A 16792-nucleotide genomic window follows, 5' to 3' on the forward strand; every position below is an offset into this window, starting at 1 on the left:
AATTGAGGTGTAAATTATGAATAAGGACAAAGTAGCAATTTACATTAGAGTCAGTACTGAGGAGCAGAAAAACGCTGGCTGCTCACTAGAGGCACAAGAAGAAGAACTTCGTCGGTATGTTGCATCAATCGGTCTTACCGTTTTTGATGTTTATTGTGATGGTGGATATTCAGGTAAAGACTTTAACCGCCCCGAAGTGCAACGTCTATTTTCTGACATGGCACAAAATAGGTTTCAAGCTATTGTTGTATGGCGGTTAGATAGGCTTTCAAGAAACAACAAGGACATTTTGACATTGATAGATAATGAGTTGCATCCAAGGAAGATGCGGCTGTTAGTAAGTACGTGCGGGATTGACTCTTCAACCACAGAAGGAAAAATGTTTATCAGTTTGCAGGGGACATTTGCCGAGTATGAGCGGAATGTAACCATCAATAGAGTAAAGTCAGGAATGAAGAAAAGAGCCAGTAACGGTGAGTTTAACGGAGGTACATTACTGGGCTACGATATAGTGAACAAACAATTAGTTATTAATGAGCAGGAGAGCGAGATAGTAAAAAAGATATTTGAGATGCGTGCTGAAGGCATGGGCTATAAAACAATTGTTAATAGTCTTAATTCATATGGTTATAAAACCAAGCGGGGAAACAACTTTGGTATCTGTGCCGTTAGATTGATCTTACACAATAAAGAGTACGCGGGAGTGAACACTTGGGGTAAAAAGGAGGACTGGAACCTTAAAAGAAGAAAGGGCACACTTGAAGAAATGCCTGAAAGAAACGGTAAGCATCCAGCAATTATTTCAATAGAATTATGGGAGAAAGTCCAAGCAATAAACGATTTGCATAAGAGCTCTTTTACAGCAATCAAATCTCATAGCGGGAACTACTTTCTGGCTGGCGTTGTTAGGTGTCCGAAATGTGGTGCGGGTATGGTTATGCACAAAAATAAGATTCGAGGGACTAACGATTACCGAAGATACTATATGTGCCAGGCATACCACCAAAAAGGTAAGTCAGAATGTTCCTCAAATTTAATTAGGGCTGACTGGATTGAACAAGAGGTTTTGCATGTTTTAAGGGAATCTGTAAACAGTATGGATTTGGTGGATGAAGTACTGAATAAGATAGAAGAAGATGTTTCACAGGACAAGCTGCCATTAGAACTGCGTTTTAATGAATTGAAGTTACAGGTAGAGAACAAAATGAAACAAATTGATTCGTTAGACGAAAGGTATTTGAACGGAGAGATAAACTCCGATGACTATAATCGGCTCATAACCAAGGCACAAAGTCAACTAGCCGAAGCAAATGAACTTCTAGTAAAGACCGAACGGAAATTAGCCAGATTAGATTATGGGAGCCAGATCAATTCACAAATGGTTGTTGAAATACTAAAGGACTTTGACTCATTATTTGAGGTAGCGGACGATCAGGAAAAGAAAGTGTTGATTCGATCTGTAATTAAGTCCGTCCATGTTTCAACAGACAGGAAGAAACTGGATAGAATATCCCTTTGGATCGGTGACGACTTATGTGTACCAGCAAGTTGTGAGCGCAGAACCGTATCATAAGTAAGCAGCAATATTTAATGGGAGACAGGTGATATCACATGAAAGTTTGCATTTACATAATAAAAAGAGAAGTTGATGAAGGGTTCATTGTAAGATTTAATTCTTCATATGGTGATGGTATTGCCACTTATGTTGGAAAAAGACCAATAGTCAATATAGAATATTTTGTGGAAATTGATGTTAAAGGAATCTTTAAGTGGGGAGAAGATATTTCAAGAATTGAGAATAATCAATGTAAGATTGAGGTAATGGGTAAATTGGTTTCTCTTTATGGAATGTTGGAATCTGTGGATGAAGATGGATACACAGTTCTGCGTCTTGGTCAAAGTATAGTACCCATTGAAACAGAAGGTTCTCCATATCCCATTGGTTCATACATAAAAATTCAAAGCCCAAATGTAAAGTTATATGATATAGGCTTTTAAGATTCATCATTAAACATTGGATTTCCTTGCAAAGAAAAGAGGGATATAACATTAAATTAAAGGTGGGAAAAGATAAGAGAGAATTTCTATGCAAAGAAACCACTCCATTGCCAGGAGTGGCGTTGTCTTTATATATTTTGTGGTCAAACCGTACTTTGTTGTTTAGATACATAACGGAGAGCCGTCTACAAGTAACACCGACCGAAAATCCAAAACGACAGATTCATAAAAATCTACTCTTTATAAGTAAAAGCCGCAGTCCGTGAATCCCCGTCCCACTCGACTTTAACGCCAAGAAGTTCGGCAAGCTGTCTGACGGGCAAGAAAGTCAGATCGTTTTTGATCATGGGTACGGCTTCTTCTAAATAGAATCTTTCGCCGTTCACCAACATTTCTGATTTTCCGATCGATAGAACGATAGTTTTGTCGTTCGTTTTTAGCGTGACTTTTTGTTCGCTTTGTTCCCAGCTCACTTCCAATCCGAATGCGTCCGCAAGCGCCCTTAACGGAATCATCGTCCGACCATTCTCGATAAACGGCTCTGCTCCGGTTCCGAATACGGTATGCAGGTATTTTCCGTTTACATGGACTAGGACCATCGTTTTCCTTGCTTCTTCGCAAGAGGGCACATTCAGCGTCGCTCTCTTGCCATCGCTCACCACTCCTAATTCCCCGCCCCCATCTCGGCTTGTGTAACAAGTAGGTTGAGGGAAACTATCCGACCAGAAATGTTCCTCAGCGGCATACGTCATCGTTCCGGTCGATAAGACAACAAGAAGGCTGAGCGTAGAAATAAACTTCCATTTCCTTTTCAACAAAGTTATCAGCTCCGGCGATTTTCATTTATTTTGATCTTTGAAGTTCCCAGCCATATGTCTTGTTGATCGCGTCTAATTCTTTTTGCGGCAGTGCATCGACGTAGACTTGAGGTACGGCATTTTGCTCGATTCCTTTTTTCGTAAGCTCTACAAGCTCCGCGGTGGATAAACTTTCTATGCGCTTCAGGCGCAAGTCATCCTCAGCGTTATTTTCCGGCGGGGATAAACGTTTTCTCATTTCGGGAACCTCTGTTACACTCCCATCCTTATCGTAGTAGAGGACCGTTCCGTCCTCCGATTGAATGTAAACATTGTGTCCCGCAGGTTCTTTCCCAGTCGGAATGTTGGTTAGCACTGCTTTGGGCGACACGGCTTTGACCGGCATTGCTGAATCGGCAGCATACGCAACAAGTCCTCCAATTCCAACTATTGAGATGGTTGCAGCAAGGGATAGCATAAGAACAGCCTTATTTGTTTTCTTCACGTTCATGAGATGGATAAGTCTCCTTTTCATATATTTTTTTGGATTGCATAACCCGCTGGTGCAAACCACATTTCTCTGCATAACGCCATATTCCAGCATGGACAACAACGTTTCCCCGTACAATCTCCGGTTTTCCATGTCCATTCCCTGAACGACCTTTTCATCACAAGAAAGTTCACAGAGCGTGTTTATTTGTTTATTGAGCGAATAGGCTGCCGGATTAAACCAGTGAACCGCGTTTGCTAGGAAAACCAACAGCTTCACTAACAAATCGCCGCGTTTTACATGAATCAGCTCGTGGGATAGGATCATGGCAAGCTCTTTATCACTAAATCGGGTATCGGGCAGAATAACAACCGGTTTCCATATTCCCATAACCAATGGCGTAGTGGCGCCAGCACTTACGATGATTTTCACAGGGTATTGTCCAGCATCGCTGATCTGGCTTTCCTGTAAGAGAGAACGTTTAAACGCCCAATACTTTTTGATATTTATAACAAGAAAGACAGCGGCCCCAGCAGCCCAAATGACAGTTGCGAATAGAACAAATTCCTTTAAGTTATCCAAGCGTAATAAAAAGTCGAACTGTTCCCGCATAGACAACGAGCTGCTTATTGCCGTTCCCGCCATGGAAGGGATGGGGACCAAGTGTTCAGCAGCCGATCCAGAATGTGAGATAGTGCCTGTGTCTGGAAAGACGGAATGGTAAAAAGAGGTCAGCCTGCTTAGGAGTTCGGAACCGCCGAGAAGAAAAAATACGGGAATCAGGCCAGCATAATAATGCCATGTTTGAGAAAACATCTTTTGCGTTAACGGCCTTATACAGCTTTGCACCATCCAAAGGAACGTTCCAACAAATGAAGCGAGGAGGAGGGACAGGAAGAACCCCATCATTTCTTGCCCTCCTCACGTTTAAACCATTCTTTCAACTCCGCAATGTCATCCTGATTAAGTTCATCCTCGTCAACCAGAGCAGCAATAAAATTTTTCACTTTCCCATTGTATAAGCGGCTAAGAAAAGTCTTGGTCTCGTGCTTCTTGTACTCACTGAAGGTCAGAGCAGGATCGTAATAGTTCACCTTGCCGCTCATGGATTTTGTCAAAAACCCTTTTTCGATCAACCGTTTCAATATGGTCGATAAAGTTGAAGTTTTCCAATCCTTGCTTTCGAAAATATCTAGAAGCTGATTGACTGTTACCGGTGGTGCTAATCCCCATATCACCTCCATGACTTCCAGTTCTGTTTCAGACAGTCTTCCTAAATTCCTCATTGGGCGCACACCTCTGATCATTACTGCGACAACTTGTCGTAGATCGAATATACGACAAGTTGTCGCAGTTGTCAATCATGATTGTTGCATCAGATAGCATTGGCTTGGTTTCGTTAGTTAGACAGCAAGGAATAGGAGAATCCTACATCGAATAAATAAAACATGCTGATTATTGATGAACAAACCCTATCCCAATTGAATGTACTTGGTCAGCTTACCGCAGTCTTTTCTTCGATTGGTGGGGAGTTTTGGTTGCGTGGAGGGTGGGCAATTGACTTTCTACTTGGAGAGATTACCAGACCGCATGGAGACCTCGATTTAGTTACATGGGTACAGTATCGAGAAAGTCTGGAACGGGCACTTGTAGAAGCAGAGTTCGAATGGATGCCTGTAAGTGATAGGCAGACGGATTTCCGTAAAGGGAATGTGGATATCCAATTTCTTTATTTAACTCGATCGAGTGAAGGAAATATCATTCCGAATGGATTACCTGAATGGGTGTGGAGAGCAGATTCACTTCCCTTGAAGCATTTCACCCTGAAGGGAATATCTTCATTCGTATTAAGTCCAAATCAATTGCTTGAAGAAAAGGAAGTATACGAGCAAATAGGTCGAACGCTGCGGCCAAAAGATATCGAAAGTAAGAAAATCCTCACCAGAATCATTGCAGAAGGTTGATGATCTTGTACCTAACCAGAATTAGAATTTTAAATTGACCTTCTTATCTCGCGGCGCAGGAATTCCAGACCTCTACCCGCCACCAACGGCTTGAAGTAGTTTCGTTTTATGTGTCAAGGAAGACATAGGTAGAGTAATTGGAGCCTATGCCTTCTTTTTGTTTTGACGGATTGTACTATGAAGTGCGACTGCTAAAAACAAAGAAGCCCATGATTCATATGTTTTATATCTCTTCCTTATAAGCGAGATACATTCGGATCTAAAATCGTATCGGTGTATGCAAGCAAACTAACATCAAGTTTTCGTAAATTTGTAGGGATATAGGTTCTTATTCGTCTTTGGATTCTAAGCGAAAAGCTTTGTAATCTGGATTACAGAAGAGGAAATTATGGTGGTTTATGATGAATGTAACACTCCGCTATAGGTTATGATACACGAGGAACGATTATCGCGGAGAGTGGAGCGGTTATCGTTCGCAACATGGAAAGGAGGGGCAAAATGTTACATGATGTGGCGATGGAAAACATAACATCATTTTTGCCCAAAATAAAGATATTTGAATCGCTTCCGGCAGAAATTATCCGTGAAATCGAACAATTGGTCACAAGATCAAATACGTATAAGCTTTCAAAAAACTCTATTCTTCAGACGCCCGGTGATGAAAGGGATGGCTTGTTTTTCGTAATCGCCGGTAAACTTCGCTTATACAAAACCAATTCGGCCGGCAAACAACATACGGTCTGCATCCTAAGCGAAGGCGGCATGTTTGGCGAAGTTGAAACGTTTTCATTGGGCACAAGAGGGACTTATGTGGAGACGATAGAAGACTCGATTGTTTTTTCGATTCCGACCGAACAATTCGAACCGCTTTTAGGCAAGTATTCTGAATTGTCTTTACGATTTTTATCGGAAATAAGCAAACGCCTGCGAGATCAGGATGAATTGGTGGAAAAATTGGTTTTTAGGGATCTACGTGGTAAAGTGCTTTACTTTCTCAACCGACTATCTAAAAAGTTCGGCATAGAAGAAAATGGATACCAAAAAATCGATTTTCCCCTGACTCATCAAGAATTGGCCAATATGATCGGTGCCACAAGAGAAGCGGTATCGCTTACCCTACAAGAACTATCCAATGAAGGTATTCTCGTGACCAGCCGTAGAATGGTCATGATTCATATCGAAAAAGCGATGAAAGAACTGGCTTGATTTCATGATCTGTATGAATTTTCCTTCGACTGTATACTTTTCGACGTAATCTAAATTACTGTCGAATTATTCATCTAGCGTTATGATAAATGCCGTAACGGAATCACTGCAAAATATGAAACTTATAGGAGGAGTCAACATGTCCAATCAACAAGTTCAACTGAATATTCGATTCAAAGCTAAACCAGGGAAAAAAGAAGAATTCCGCAAGGAGCTATATTCCCTTATTGAGGAGATGTCATCTGAGAAGGCATTCATTAGCGCCATTGTTTCGGACGATCTGGATCAGCCGGATGACTTGATCATTTATGAAACATGGCAAGGCACGAGAGATAGCTGGCTTGCGGAAGAATTTACTAAACCATACCGCAAGGATTACGAAGTAAGACTGGATGATTTAATTGTGGAAAGAAGCGTTAGCTGGTTGCAACCTAACCGTGAATGGGGAAGTCATATAACGAATGCATATTAATTTTTATAAATGAGAAATAGCATCTACAGCTGTACAAATGGGCGAAGTCACAAATAGCTGTCTTCGACGATACATGCGGCAACCTTATTCAGATAATGCAGGAGTAAACTTTATTTATGGTAGAAAAAGTTATGCAATAAAGTGTTTTTATAAACAATTTAACAACAACTTTATGTTGAGACCTACTAGAAGGAGGAAAGCATCATGGCATTTTTCGAAACAAGTGACGGCGTCAAATTGTATTATCAGCAAAAAGGAGAAGGACAACCGATTGTGCTCGTCCATGGCTGGTCATCGGATCATACAGCATTCGATCAACCATTTGAAGAATTGAGCAAAAAGTTCAATGTAGTGTCTTTTGATTTGAGAGGACATGGCGCTTCTGATCGCCCGGAGCATGGTTTGACATTGAAGAGATTCGCTTCCGATTTGGAAGAACTGATGGAGCATCTTAACTTGATGAATGTCACATTAGTTGGACACTCGATGGGGGTTTCTACGACATTCGAGTATGTAAAAAACTTCGGTGTATCCAGATTGAAGGCCGTTTCGTTGTTCGACATGACACCAAAATTAGTCAATGAAGAGGATTGGAATTTAGGTCTTTATCACGGTAAATATACGCGGGAAGACTCATTGAATGATTTGACAGTGATCAATGATAGCTTGATGGAATTCGCAAAGCCTTTCTTTAAAGTGATCGTCCCATACTTGACTGGTGAAATGATGGAAGAGCAGCTCAATTTAGTAGTCAACGGCAATACCCCTCATGTATTAGCGGCAATGTGGCATGCGATGGCAGTTGGCGATTATCGTGACGTGTTACCACAAATCACTGTACCAACACAAATTGTGTATGGAGAAAAGAGTACACTTTACTCAAAAGAAACAGCGGAATACATGAAGGAACAGATTCCGAATTCTGAAGTGATTCCGTTTGAAAACTGCACGCACTTATTAGTTGTGGAAGATGTAGTAAAAACAGCAAAAGTAATTGAAGAACTCGCAAGTTCTATGGTGAATTCATAAATAATGAAGGGGCTGTCTAAAAAGTCCCTAAAATGTGTGATGACGTTGAATCTTTAACCTTTAAGGTCAAGTAGGATGCATTAATTTCATGGGAGGTAGATATGGGAAAATTTGAAGGTAAGGTAGCAGTTGTCACCGGAGGAACAAGCGGAATCGGACTTACGACGGCACAACGATTCGTTTCGGAAGGGGCCTACGTATTCATTACCGGCCGTAGACAAAGCGAGCTAGACGCGGCAGTTAAATTGATCGGTGACCGGGTTACCGGCGTTCAAGGTGACATTTCTAATTTGAAGGACTTGGATAAACTGTTTGATACGGTAAAGCAGGAGAAAGGACATCTGGATATTCTATTCGCAAACGCTGGACTTGGCAGCTTTCTGCCCTTGGGTCAGATTACGGAAGAGCAATACGACACAACCTTCAACGTGAACGTAAAGGGTACCTTGTTCACCATCCAAAAGGCTTTGCCGCTGTTTCCAAATATGACAGGAAACATCATCATAACTGGCTCGACGGCGGGTACGATCGGCGAAGCAGCGTTTAGTGTCTACGGAGGTACCAAGGCGGCTCTCCGTCAGATGGCGAGGAGCTGGATAATGGATTTGAAAGGCACAGGGATACGACTTAATGTAGTGAGCCCTGGCACGGTCCACACGCCAGCTTATAATGATCTGTTTGGCGAAGCGCTAAATCAAGTTCTTGAATCGACGAAGAATGTCGTTCCGTTAAGTCGCTTGGGCAAGACGGAGGAGATTGCCAGCGCAGTGATGTTTCTGGCCTCGGAGGAAAGCAGCTATGTGAACGGCGTCGAATTGTTCGTAGATGGCGGTATGGCTCAAGTCTGACCTTGAATCAGAAGGGATGAGTTGTCATTTAAGCAATTCCTAATAAGCCCATGTATCAACTCAGGCAGAGGAGTCTATATAAGCTCTCTGCCTGAGTTTCATACTGCGACGGATTTGATTGCATTGCTTTGCCTGATGTATTCAATCAAACGAAGGTAATCAATTTGCAGGATGTGTTTCTTCTACAGGAGAACCCAAACATGAGCTACTCCCATCTTAGCATAATCGAATGAGGACAACTAAGAGACGTTACATCGGCTTGGGTGGTCGACGAGAGCCATTGGCCAGCATCTTGGTCGTCAATCCATTGCCCGAGAACTCAAGCGAGGCCGAGTAAAGGCGTGCTATGAGCCGAGGCTGCACAAGGATCGTACCGACAAAGACGAGTGTCCTGCGTTCCAACAGGTAAGTTCACGCCAGAGCTGGCTAAGGATCTGCAGGAGCGCCTGGAGCAGACTTGGTCGCCCGAACAGATCGCAGAAAAGAGACGATGTGCAAGCCTGTCGTTCGTTTGCTTCAAGACGATCTATCGGTGGCTCTATGACGGCAAGCTAACGGTATCCGAGACGGAAGTGCTACGCCACAAAGGGAAGCGACGCAAGCCTATGGAAACACGAGGGCGTTTCCTTGTTGGCACAGCCATTCATCAGCGTCCCAAAGAAGTACGCAAACGGACGACTTTCGGTCACTGAGAGCTGGATACCGTTGTGTCCAGCCGTGGACAGAGCAAGGCTTGTGCAGCTACGCTTATCGAGCGTAAAACAAGGCTCTATCTCGCTATCAAAATGCCGGATCGCACAGCACACTCCATGGAAGTCGCTTTTGGTGTAGCAGCCAGCCAATACCCGCAAGGTGCCTTTAAAACGGCTACGACAGATCGAGGCAAGGAGTTTGCTTGTTATAATGCGCTGGAAAACATCCACGACATCAAGGTTTATTTTGCAGATCCCTATTCATCTTGACTGTGAAGTTGCCTGTGATGCGTCTGTCATCAACACTTTGAAGAAAGAAGAAGAAGTCAAAAAATACGGTCAGACTATGATCAATATGCTTAGATTATTCTCAGAGAGAAGAAGTACTACTGGGACATTAGGATATGCAAATAAATACAATAAAAGGAGAATTATTATGATTACGCGATTTAAAAAAAGTTCGGCAATATGTGCAGTTTTAGCTGTATCTCTTACAATTATGGTAGGCTGCGCAAGCACCATTAAACCAGGCAGTGCACAAGTTATCCCAAATGAAAATAACGATACAAATAGGTCAACTCTGTCAGTGGAAAAATCATCTCAAGACGAAGCAACACAAAGCAATACAACGCAAGGCAATACAAGCCAGGCATCACAAAGCAATACAACACAAGTCATAACAAGTAAAGCTTCAGCATCGAATAACAATACCGATGCTTCATCATCTAATGGGGATGCTCAAAGAGAGCTTCTTTCAAGGATCATGAAGTTGGCAAAGCAGGGTAAAATCATCAACTCAGAGTTTCCGGTTAAAACTACTGTTATAGAAGACATAGAGAAAAAGCTAGGAAAGCCGGAAAAGGTTGATTGGGTACCTAATGCTAAAGGAAATTATGCTGTATTTTCGAAATACAATGTGGTATTTGGATTCAACAAAGGGTCACAGATTTTTGAGGCGAGATCCTTTGATAAGAAATTAAATGAAATATCACTTTCTATGGTAAAGAAAGTATTTGGAACTCCGGCATACGATGTGGAAAGTAACGGCGAGGAAATTCTAGGGTATGTTGCAAATTCAGAATTCAAAATTTTGTTAGTATTTCCTAAGCCTTCAAACAGCAATTCGGACCCGGTAATGGACCACTACTCTGTGCTTTACCCAAGGGGGACCTTTAATAATATGTCAAACGATCCAGGAAGACAATGGTAATAAAATATGAAACAAAAAAGTAATAACTCCTAACAAGAAAAGCGCAAATATTATTATTAACAACTTAAATAGAGGATGAAAGGAACATGATTTCATCCTCTTGTATTCTTGAATGGATTAATAACAAGAAATAACAAGCGGATGATAAACTCGAAAAACGTAAAAAAACGTCATATTAGCTAAAAGCGAACAGTTAGAAAGGGGGAAATGGAGTATGAAAAGACAAAGGAAATCTCGAAATAAACAGCTTATTTTTACGATTCCACTTTTAATTTTAGCCCTAATTCTTGGCGTATATTATTATGCAACCAAAGACAATAGTAGTGAACAGACGACGCAAAGTAAAGAAAGTCCAACTATTACACAGCCTTCCGAAACTCAACCTTCCGGTAAAAATACATTGAATTCGAAGAATGATCAGAATTTAAATCTTGAGAAATTGACAGAGGAAACGTTTTCCCTATCTAAGGTAGGCAAAGTCCCGAACATTTCCTTTGTTTCTGGTAAAACAGAATGGCAGGAAGTAACTAAAGAGTGGGGAAAGTCTGATCATATTTCGGAAACTGCTAAAGGTAGGTATGAGGAATACGAAAATCATCATGCTACTATCGGATATGTCGACCAGACTGTAAATGATATACGATCTTATGATACAAAACTACAGAATATCTCATTAAATGAAATTGAGAAAACTGGTGGACAACCCGATGCCATTCGTTACTATAAAGATTCAACGTATGACCAAATGATACTTGTCTATCATGCAACTGCTACTACTGATTTATTATGGATTTTACCAGTAAAAACAGAGCAGGAGCCAAATCCTAAAGTTGACCATATCTCACTCTTTACACAGATTGAAAAGGAACCAAATCAACAAGCACAAGCTGAAAAGCCAAAACAACAAGGAAATCAAACCGTTTCAGAGGCAGTTTCTAAAATGAGCTTAGAAGATAAAATTGGCCAGATGATCCTTGCAGGAGTTTCCGGGACTACAATGGATGCAAACGCAAAACAATTAATAAGCCAAATCCATGTCGGAGGAATTATTTTTTACAAAAATAATTTTGAAACCCCTGCACAAGCAATTCAATTTGTGAATCAACTGAAATCTGGAAATAGTTCAAGTCTACCCCTTTTACTAGGTGTTGACCAAGAGGGTGGACGTGTGACAAGATTGCCGGGCGGACTTGTTAACTTTCCTCCAAATAAACAGATTGGACAAGTAAACAATCCTGATTTTTCTTTTAAAGTCGGAACACTTTTAGGGCAAGAAATAAAAGAATTTGGTTTAAATCTCGATTTTGCACCTGTTCTCGATATTAACAGCAATCCGAATAATCCAGTAATCGGGGATCGATCATTTGGGAACAATGCGGAAATAGTAAGTAAACTTGGGATTCAAACGATGAAAGGGATGCAGTCTCAGAACGTTATCACGACAATTAAGCATTTTCCTGGTCACGGAGATACATCGGTTGATTCCCATCTAGACCTTCCAATTGTAAATAAAAGCCTTAAGGAACTTAAAGAACTAGAGTTAATACCGTTTGAACGTGCGATTAATCAAGGTGCAGATGTTGTGATGGTTGCTCATATCTTATTGCCTCAATTAGATAAAACGAATCCAGGGACCATGTCAAAAGCTATTATGACGGATCTTCTTAGAAAGCACCTTGGGTTTACAGGAGTAATCATAACGGACGATATGACAATGGGAGCCATAACAGAACATTTTGATATTGGTAAAGCATCGGTAGAATCAGTAAAGGCAGGAAGCGATATTATTTTAGTAGGGCATGACTATAATAATGTTGTAAAGATTATCTCCTCTTTAAAAACTGCTGTTCAAGATGGGGAAATCTCCGAACAAAGATTAAATGAAAGTATAGAAAGAATTATTCAACTAAAAAGGAACTATAGCATTAATGATACGAAAGTGGGGAGTCCTAACATAAATGAAATAAATACCTCCATAAATAGTCTTCTGAATAATTATTTAAAGTAATTATTAAATAGATTTGTGAGTTAAAAGATTACTTATTCCGTATGAGATATCATCTAAAGACTTTCTATAGAAAGTCTTTTCTTTTTTTAAGTAAGGAACAGTCGAGGTATGAGAATGTTGATTAAATGTCTAATTCCTGCATATAACAGGAACAAACGTTCCTCTTTTGAGGTGAAAAGCATATGAAACCAAACAAGCTAACTCCGGGTAGCAATCTGAGGTGGGAATCCTCACGCAAAATGCTGCCAGAACATGTGTCCGAGATCCGAAGGCACCGGGAAGATTTCCTTAATAAGGAGAGACCTATTCTTGATGAGCACCAAGTAACATTAATTAGCTCTGCGATTCAAGCTTCGTTGATTGATTGGGACGAATATTACCCTTACGATTTTCGGGGGAGTTGGAAGGCCGTACGCTTACTGGCCGTGTCGATCGTGTTGATCAGCAGCTCCGCCAGATAAAAATAATCAGGGACGAGGATTATGAATGGGTTAAATTTAGCGATATAACTGGAGTGGGGGTCAATGCTCGCTGACATCGAACGAAAGGTACTACGCATCCTCTATAACTATATGGCAAACAGGGGAAGATATCCGTCGATCGATGAACTAATGATAAAGACAGGCCGGACACGTAAAGACCTCTATGACGCTTTAAGCACGTTGACAGACCATGAGTACAGTATCGAGAAAGTCTGGAACGGGTACTTGTAGAAGCAGAGTTCGAAAGGATGCCTGTAAGTGATAGGCAGACGGATTTCCGAAGGGTAATGTGGAAATTCAATTTCTTTATTTAACTCGATCAAGTGAAGGGAATATCATTCCGAATGAACTACCTGAATGGGTGTGGAAAGCGGATTCACTTCCCTTGAAGCATTTCACCCTGAAAGGAGTATCCTCATTCGTATTAAGTCCAAATCAATTGCTTGAAGAAAAGGAAGTGTACGAGCAAATAGGTCGAACGCTATACCAGACCTCTACCAAGCACCGATGATTTGAAGTAGTTTCGTTTTATGTCTCCCTAACCAAACAAGTGAGTCAACATTGAGTATGGCAAAGTCTCTATCGGTCTACGCTGAAAAAATAAGTTGGATCGAGAGAATGATAGAGAAGATGGCGTACAATCCGGGTTGTGTTAAGGGAAGTTCACTTTGATACCCTTTGATCAGCGCAGCCAACAAATCGAACCATCGCAATCTAAATTCCATGTTGCTATAATCGCTCATTTACACACTCGTCGAGAAATAACCAATCTCAAATATGCGTCGTGTCCCCTCATCGTGATACACGTTCTCCTTAGTTGATTAATCGTCCCCACACCATTTCCTCTTTGTGCCCAGAGGAAGATAGGGTCCCCGTCCAAATATGCTCTGAATTACGATTAACATGATAATGCTCAAACATTAGCCTGAAAATGAGGGGCATTTCTAAATCCATGATTTCCGAGAACTGTATCCAATGCAGTTCCCCTTCGTCACAATCCACAACGTTTCTAGTGCTAGACTCCCCAAAGAAGATATAATGATGATTAATTTCGATTTTTTTTTGCCGAATCAGGATATAACGTAATTTTAGGTTTTCGACTTGCCCTGAAGAAATCCCCGTCTCCTCCAATATTTCTCGAAAACAGGAGATTTCCGGATTATGATACTCGTTTTCTTCAACGTGGCCGCCTACGCACGCCCACAGTCCCGGAGCCATCCGTTTGTTTATTGAACGTTTTAACATCAGAACATCTTCATGATGAAATAGAAAAGCACCTGTCATCGTTCGGACCTTGATCATTAAAGGAATCATCCCCCTCACGTTTACCTAATTCGCAATGTTTGGATTCTTTCCTGCCAAGCTAATCACTTGTTCATTGAAAAATAGCATACACCCTTACACCCTTCTAACCCGGCTGTCTTTCCTGTTCTCGTTTCCCGTTAGCCCTTCCCACTGGAAAGGTATGCTATAATAGGGCATAATTCATTTAACAAAACTATGTTTCATCTGATAGAACGACGTAGGAGGATGAAGATGGCCAATTATCGGATAGGTGTCTTGTATGGGGATGGGATTGGGCCAGAAATCGTTCAAGCCACAGTAGACGTGATGACAGCGGCTGCAAGTAGGATCGGCGGGGTTGTGTTCGATTGGGTCGAACTGCCGATGGGGTTAACGGCCATTCAAGAGTATGGGGACCCGATCCCGGAAGAAACCAAACAAATGTTAGCATCGTGTGACGGCTGGATTATGGGCCCTCATGATTCCGCTTCGTATCCTGTAGAACATAAGGAAAAACGGAATCCGAGCGGGGAATTGCGCCACCATTTTGACCTGTATGCCAACATCAGGCCTTCCAAAACGATGCGGGGCATTCGAAGTGTAGTCAACCAGGCGGACCTCGTCATTTTTAGAGAAAATACGGAGGGCTTTTATGCCGATCGGAACATGTTCCTGGGAGCCGGGGAGTTTATGCCTTCGCCGGATACCGCTATTTCCGTTGGCGTCTTTACCAAAAAAGCGGCGGAAAGAATCGCCCATGCGGCATTTCAGATGGCGATGACCCGGCGCAAGCGGGTTTCCATCGTCCATAAAGCGAACGTCATTAAATTAGGCTACGGACTGTTCCTGAACACCTGCTATGACATTTCCAAACACTATCCGGAAGTTGCCGTAGACGATTACCATATCGATGCCATGGCGGCTCACCTCGTACGAAGAGCTGCGGACTTCGATGTGATCCTGACCACCAACATGTTCGGAGATATTTTATCCGATTTGGCAGGGGAGCTCGTGGGCAGCCTCGGGCTATCGCCATCCTTGAATGCAAGCGAGGACAAGGCAATGGCTCAAGCAGCACATGGATCCGCTCCTGACATCGCCGGACAAAACAAAGCCAATCCAATTGGCGAGATGCTGTCTGCGGTCATGCTGTTGGATTGGCTCAGCACCCGGTTTGGGGATAAGAGGGTAGGGGAAGTCGGCAAACTTGTAGAGTCTTCGATCCAACAGCTCCTTGAAGAACGACTATGTACTCCTGATTTGGGCGGCAGGGCAACGACAACGGAGTTCACCCAAGCCTTGATTCAAAAAATAAAAGATTGAGAAAAAGGAGAAGGACTTATCATTCGCCCTTCTCCTATTTTGATTCCGCCCATTTTCCGCTTGGAAAGATGAACTGCTGATATTGAAACCTAATTGCTAGGAAGTTGGATGCCGAACCAGCCGCTGACCTCGCATTGGCCATATTCATTATCACCCACAGCCACCACCGTACCGTCCGATTTGAGGCCGAGCGTATGAGCGCAGCCCGCCGCCACCGCCACCATATCGCGCCAGCCGCTGACCTCGCATTGGCCATGCTCATTCCAGCCGGCAGCCACCACCGTCCCGTCCGATTTCAGGCCGACGGTATGATAACTACCCGCCGCTATCGCCGCAATCCCGCGCCAGCCGCTTACCTCGCATTGCTCCTGCTTATTCAGACCCACAGCCGCCACCGTGCCGTCCGATTGAAGCCCGACGGTATGAAGGTAACCCGCCGTTACCGCCGTTATGTCGTGCCAGCCGCTTACGTTGCATTGGCCATACCGATTATTCCCCACAGCCGTCACTGTGCCGTCCGATTGAAGCCCGACGGTATGCCAGTCACCCGCCGCGACCTCCGCCATCTCACGCCAGCCGCTTACCTCGCATTCGCCGTCCTTGTTGCGACCGACAGCCACCACCGTGCCATCCGATTTCAGTCCAATCGTCCGACGCCAACCCGCCGCAACCGCTACAATATCGTGCCAGTCGTTTACCTCGCATTGGCCATGTGTATTCCAGCCGGCAGCCACCACCGTCCCGTCCGATTTAAGCCCGACGGTATGAGCATTCCCCGTGTTCGTAGCCATATGAACATTCCCAGCCGCGACCGCTATAATATCTCGCCAGTCGCTTACCTCACATTGGCCATGTTGATTATCGCCCACAGCGACCACTGTGCCGTCCGATTTTAGACCAACGGTATGACGACGACCCGCCGCAATGGGATCGTTCAACCACCGTTGTCCCTTTAACGCCGCTTCTTTCGGTGGAAGGGAATCCATGTC

The 16792-nt window shown here is 42.9% G+C and carries 16 protein-coding genes and 2 pseudogenes; 13 read left to right on the plus strand and 5 right to left on the minus strand.

Going from position 1 to position 16792, the window contains the following annotated elements; translation table 11 throughout:
* The first annotated feature begins 16 nt into the window (after positions 1-16).
* Both KJS47_RS11195 and KJS47_RS11200 read left to right on the plus strand, forming a co-directional pair.
* Complete coding sequence (locus tag KJS47_RS11195) at positions 17-1573, plus strand: recombinase family protein (RefSeq protein ID WP_213525146.1); 1557 nt, start codon at positions 17-19, stop codon at positions 1571-1573.
* 38 nt (positions 1574-1611) lie between these two features.
* Positions 1612-1998 (plus strand): hypothetical protein, encoded by a 387-nt coding sequence (locus tag KJS47_RS11200; RefSeq protein ID WP_213525147.1) that lies wholly within the window; start codon positions 1612-1614, stop codon positions 1996-1998.
* Positions 1999-2231: 233 nt separating this feature from the next.
* Here the strand turns inward: KJS47_RS11200 and KJS47_RS11205 are convergent, their stop codons facing one another.
* From KJS47_RS11205 to KJS47_RS11215, 3 genes are read right to left on the minus strand one after another with little or no spacing between them, the layout of a single operon-like run.
* Complete coding sequence (locus KJS47_RS11205) at positions 2232-2816, minus strand: copper amine oxidase N-terminal domain-containing protein (RefSeq protein ID WP_213525148.1); 585 nt, start codon at positions 2814-2816, stop codon at positions 2232-2234.
* 25 nt (positions 2817-2841) lie between these two features.
* Complete coding sequence (locus KJS47_RS11210) at positions 2842-4194, minus strand: M56 family metallopeptidase (RefSeq protein WP_213525149.1); 1353 nt, start codon at positions 4192-4194, stop codon at positions 2842-2844.
* A complete protein-coding gene (locus KJS47_RS11215) occupies positions 4191-4571 on the minus strand; it encodes a BlaI/MecI/CopY family transcriptional regulator (protein ID WP_213525150.1) in 381 nt (126 codons plus the stop codon). The genes KJS47_RS11210 and KJS47_RS11215 overlap by 4 nt, the downstream gene beginning before the upstream one ends.
* Before the next feature lie 162 nt (positions 4572-4733).
* On the opposite strand from KJS47_RS11215, the gene KJS47_RS11220 reads away from it, so the two are divergent.
* From KJS47_RS11220 to KJS47_RS11260, 10 genes and pseudogenes are all read left to right on the plus strand, one after another.
* Positions 4734-5249: a nucleotidyltransferase domain-containing protein gene (locus tag KJS47_RS11220; protein WP_213525151.1), complete on the plus strand. Its 516-nt coding sequence runs from the start codon at positions 4734-4736 to the stop codon at positions 5247-5249.
* A 498-nt stretch (positions 5250-5747) separates the two neighbouring features.
* On the plus strand, positions 5748-6455 hold the full coding sequence (locus tag KJS47_RS11225) for a Crp/Fnr family transcriptional regulator (RefSeq protein ID WP_213525152.1): 708 nt from the start codon (positions 5748-5750) through the stop codon (positions 6453-6455).
* A gap of 139 nt (positions 6456-6594) precedes the next feature.
* Complete coding sequence (locus tag KJS47_RS11230) at positions 6595-6927, plus strand: putative quinol monooxygenase (protein ID WP_213525153.1); 333 nt, start codon at positions 6595-6597, stop codon at positions 6925-6927.
* 34 nt (positions 6928-6961) lie between these two features.
* Positions 6962-7034 (plus strand): annotated as a pseudogene (locus KJS47_RS24400) (VOC family protein); the annotation flags it as partial.
* 97 nt (positions 7035-7131) lie between these two features.
* On the plus strand, positions 7132-7956 hold the full coding sequence (locus KJS47_RS11235) for an alpha/beta fold hydrolase (RefSeq protein ID WP_213525154.1): 825 nt from the start codon (positions 7132-7134) through the stop codon (positions 7954-7956).
* A 101-nt stretch (positions 7957-8057) separates the two neighbouring features.
* Positions 8058-8804 carry an SDR family NAD(P)-dependent oxidoreductase gene (locus KJS47_RS11240; RefSeq protein ID WP_213525155.1) on the plus strand — a complete coding sequence of 249 codons (747 nt, stop codon included), beginning with the start codon at positions 8058-8060 and terminating at the stop codon, positions 8802-8804.
* A gap of 200 nt (positions 8805-9004) precedes the next feature.
* Positions 9005-9763 (plus strand): annotated as a pseudogene (locus tag KJS47_RS11245) (IS30 family transposase); the annotation flags it as partial.
* Positions 9708-10706 carry a DUF4309 domain-containing protein gene (locus tag KJS47_RS11250; protein WP_213525156.1) on the plus strand — a complete coding sequence of 333 codons (999 nt, stop codon included), beginning with the start codon at positions 9708-9710 and terminating at the stop codon, positions 10704-10706. The pseudogene KJS47_RS11245 and the gene KJS47_RS11250, both read left to right, overlap by 56 nt.
* 214 nt (positions 10707-10920) lie before the next feature.
* A complete protein-coding gene (nagZ, locus tag KJS47_RS11255; protein ID WP_213525157.1) occupies positions 10921-12714 on the plus strand; it encodes a beta-N-acetylhexosaminidase in 1794 nt (597 codons plus the stop codon).
* A gap of 239 nt (positions 12715-12953) precedes the next feature.
* A complete protein-coding gene (locus tag KJS47_RS11260) occupies positions 12954-13175 on the plus strand; it encodes a YolD-like family protein (protein WP_249716393.1) in 222 nt (73 codons plus the stop codon).
* Positions 13176-14009: 834 nt separating this feature from the next.
* Here KJS47_RS11260 and KJS47_RS11265 read toward each other — a convergent pair.
* Entirely contained in the window at positions 14010-14498 is a 489-nt protein-coding gene (locus KJS47_RS11265; RefSeq protein WP_213525159.1) for an NUDIX domain-containing protein, read from the minus strand.
* Between the two features lie 234 nt (positions 14499-14732).
* Here KJS47_RS11265 and KJS47_RS11270 point away from each other — a divergent pair, with 234 nt between their 5' ends.
* Positions 14733-15803, plus strand: coding sequence for an isocitrate/isopropylmalate dehydrogenase family protein (locus tag KJS47_RS11270; RefSeq protein ID WP_213525160.1), 1071 nt, complete (start codon positions 14733-14735; stop codon positions 15801-15803).
* Positions 15804-15892: 89 nt separating this feature from the next.
* Here KJS47_RS11270 and KJS47_RS11275 read toward each other — a convergent pair whose 3' ends face one another.
* Positions 15893-16789 (minus strand): RCC1 domain-containing protein, encoded by an 897-nt coding sequence (locus KJS47_RS11275; protein WP_213525161.1) that lies wholly within the window; start codon positions 16787-16789, stop codon positions 15893-15895.
* Between the last annotated feature and the right edge of the window lie 3 nt (positions 16790-16792).

The organism is Paenibacillus sp. J31TS4 (genome assembly GCF_018403265.1).
In the GTDB taxonomy this organism is placed as follows: domain Bacteria; phylum Bacillota; class Bacilli; order Paenibacillales; family NBRC-103111; genus J31TS4.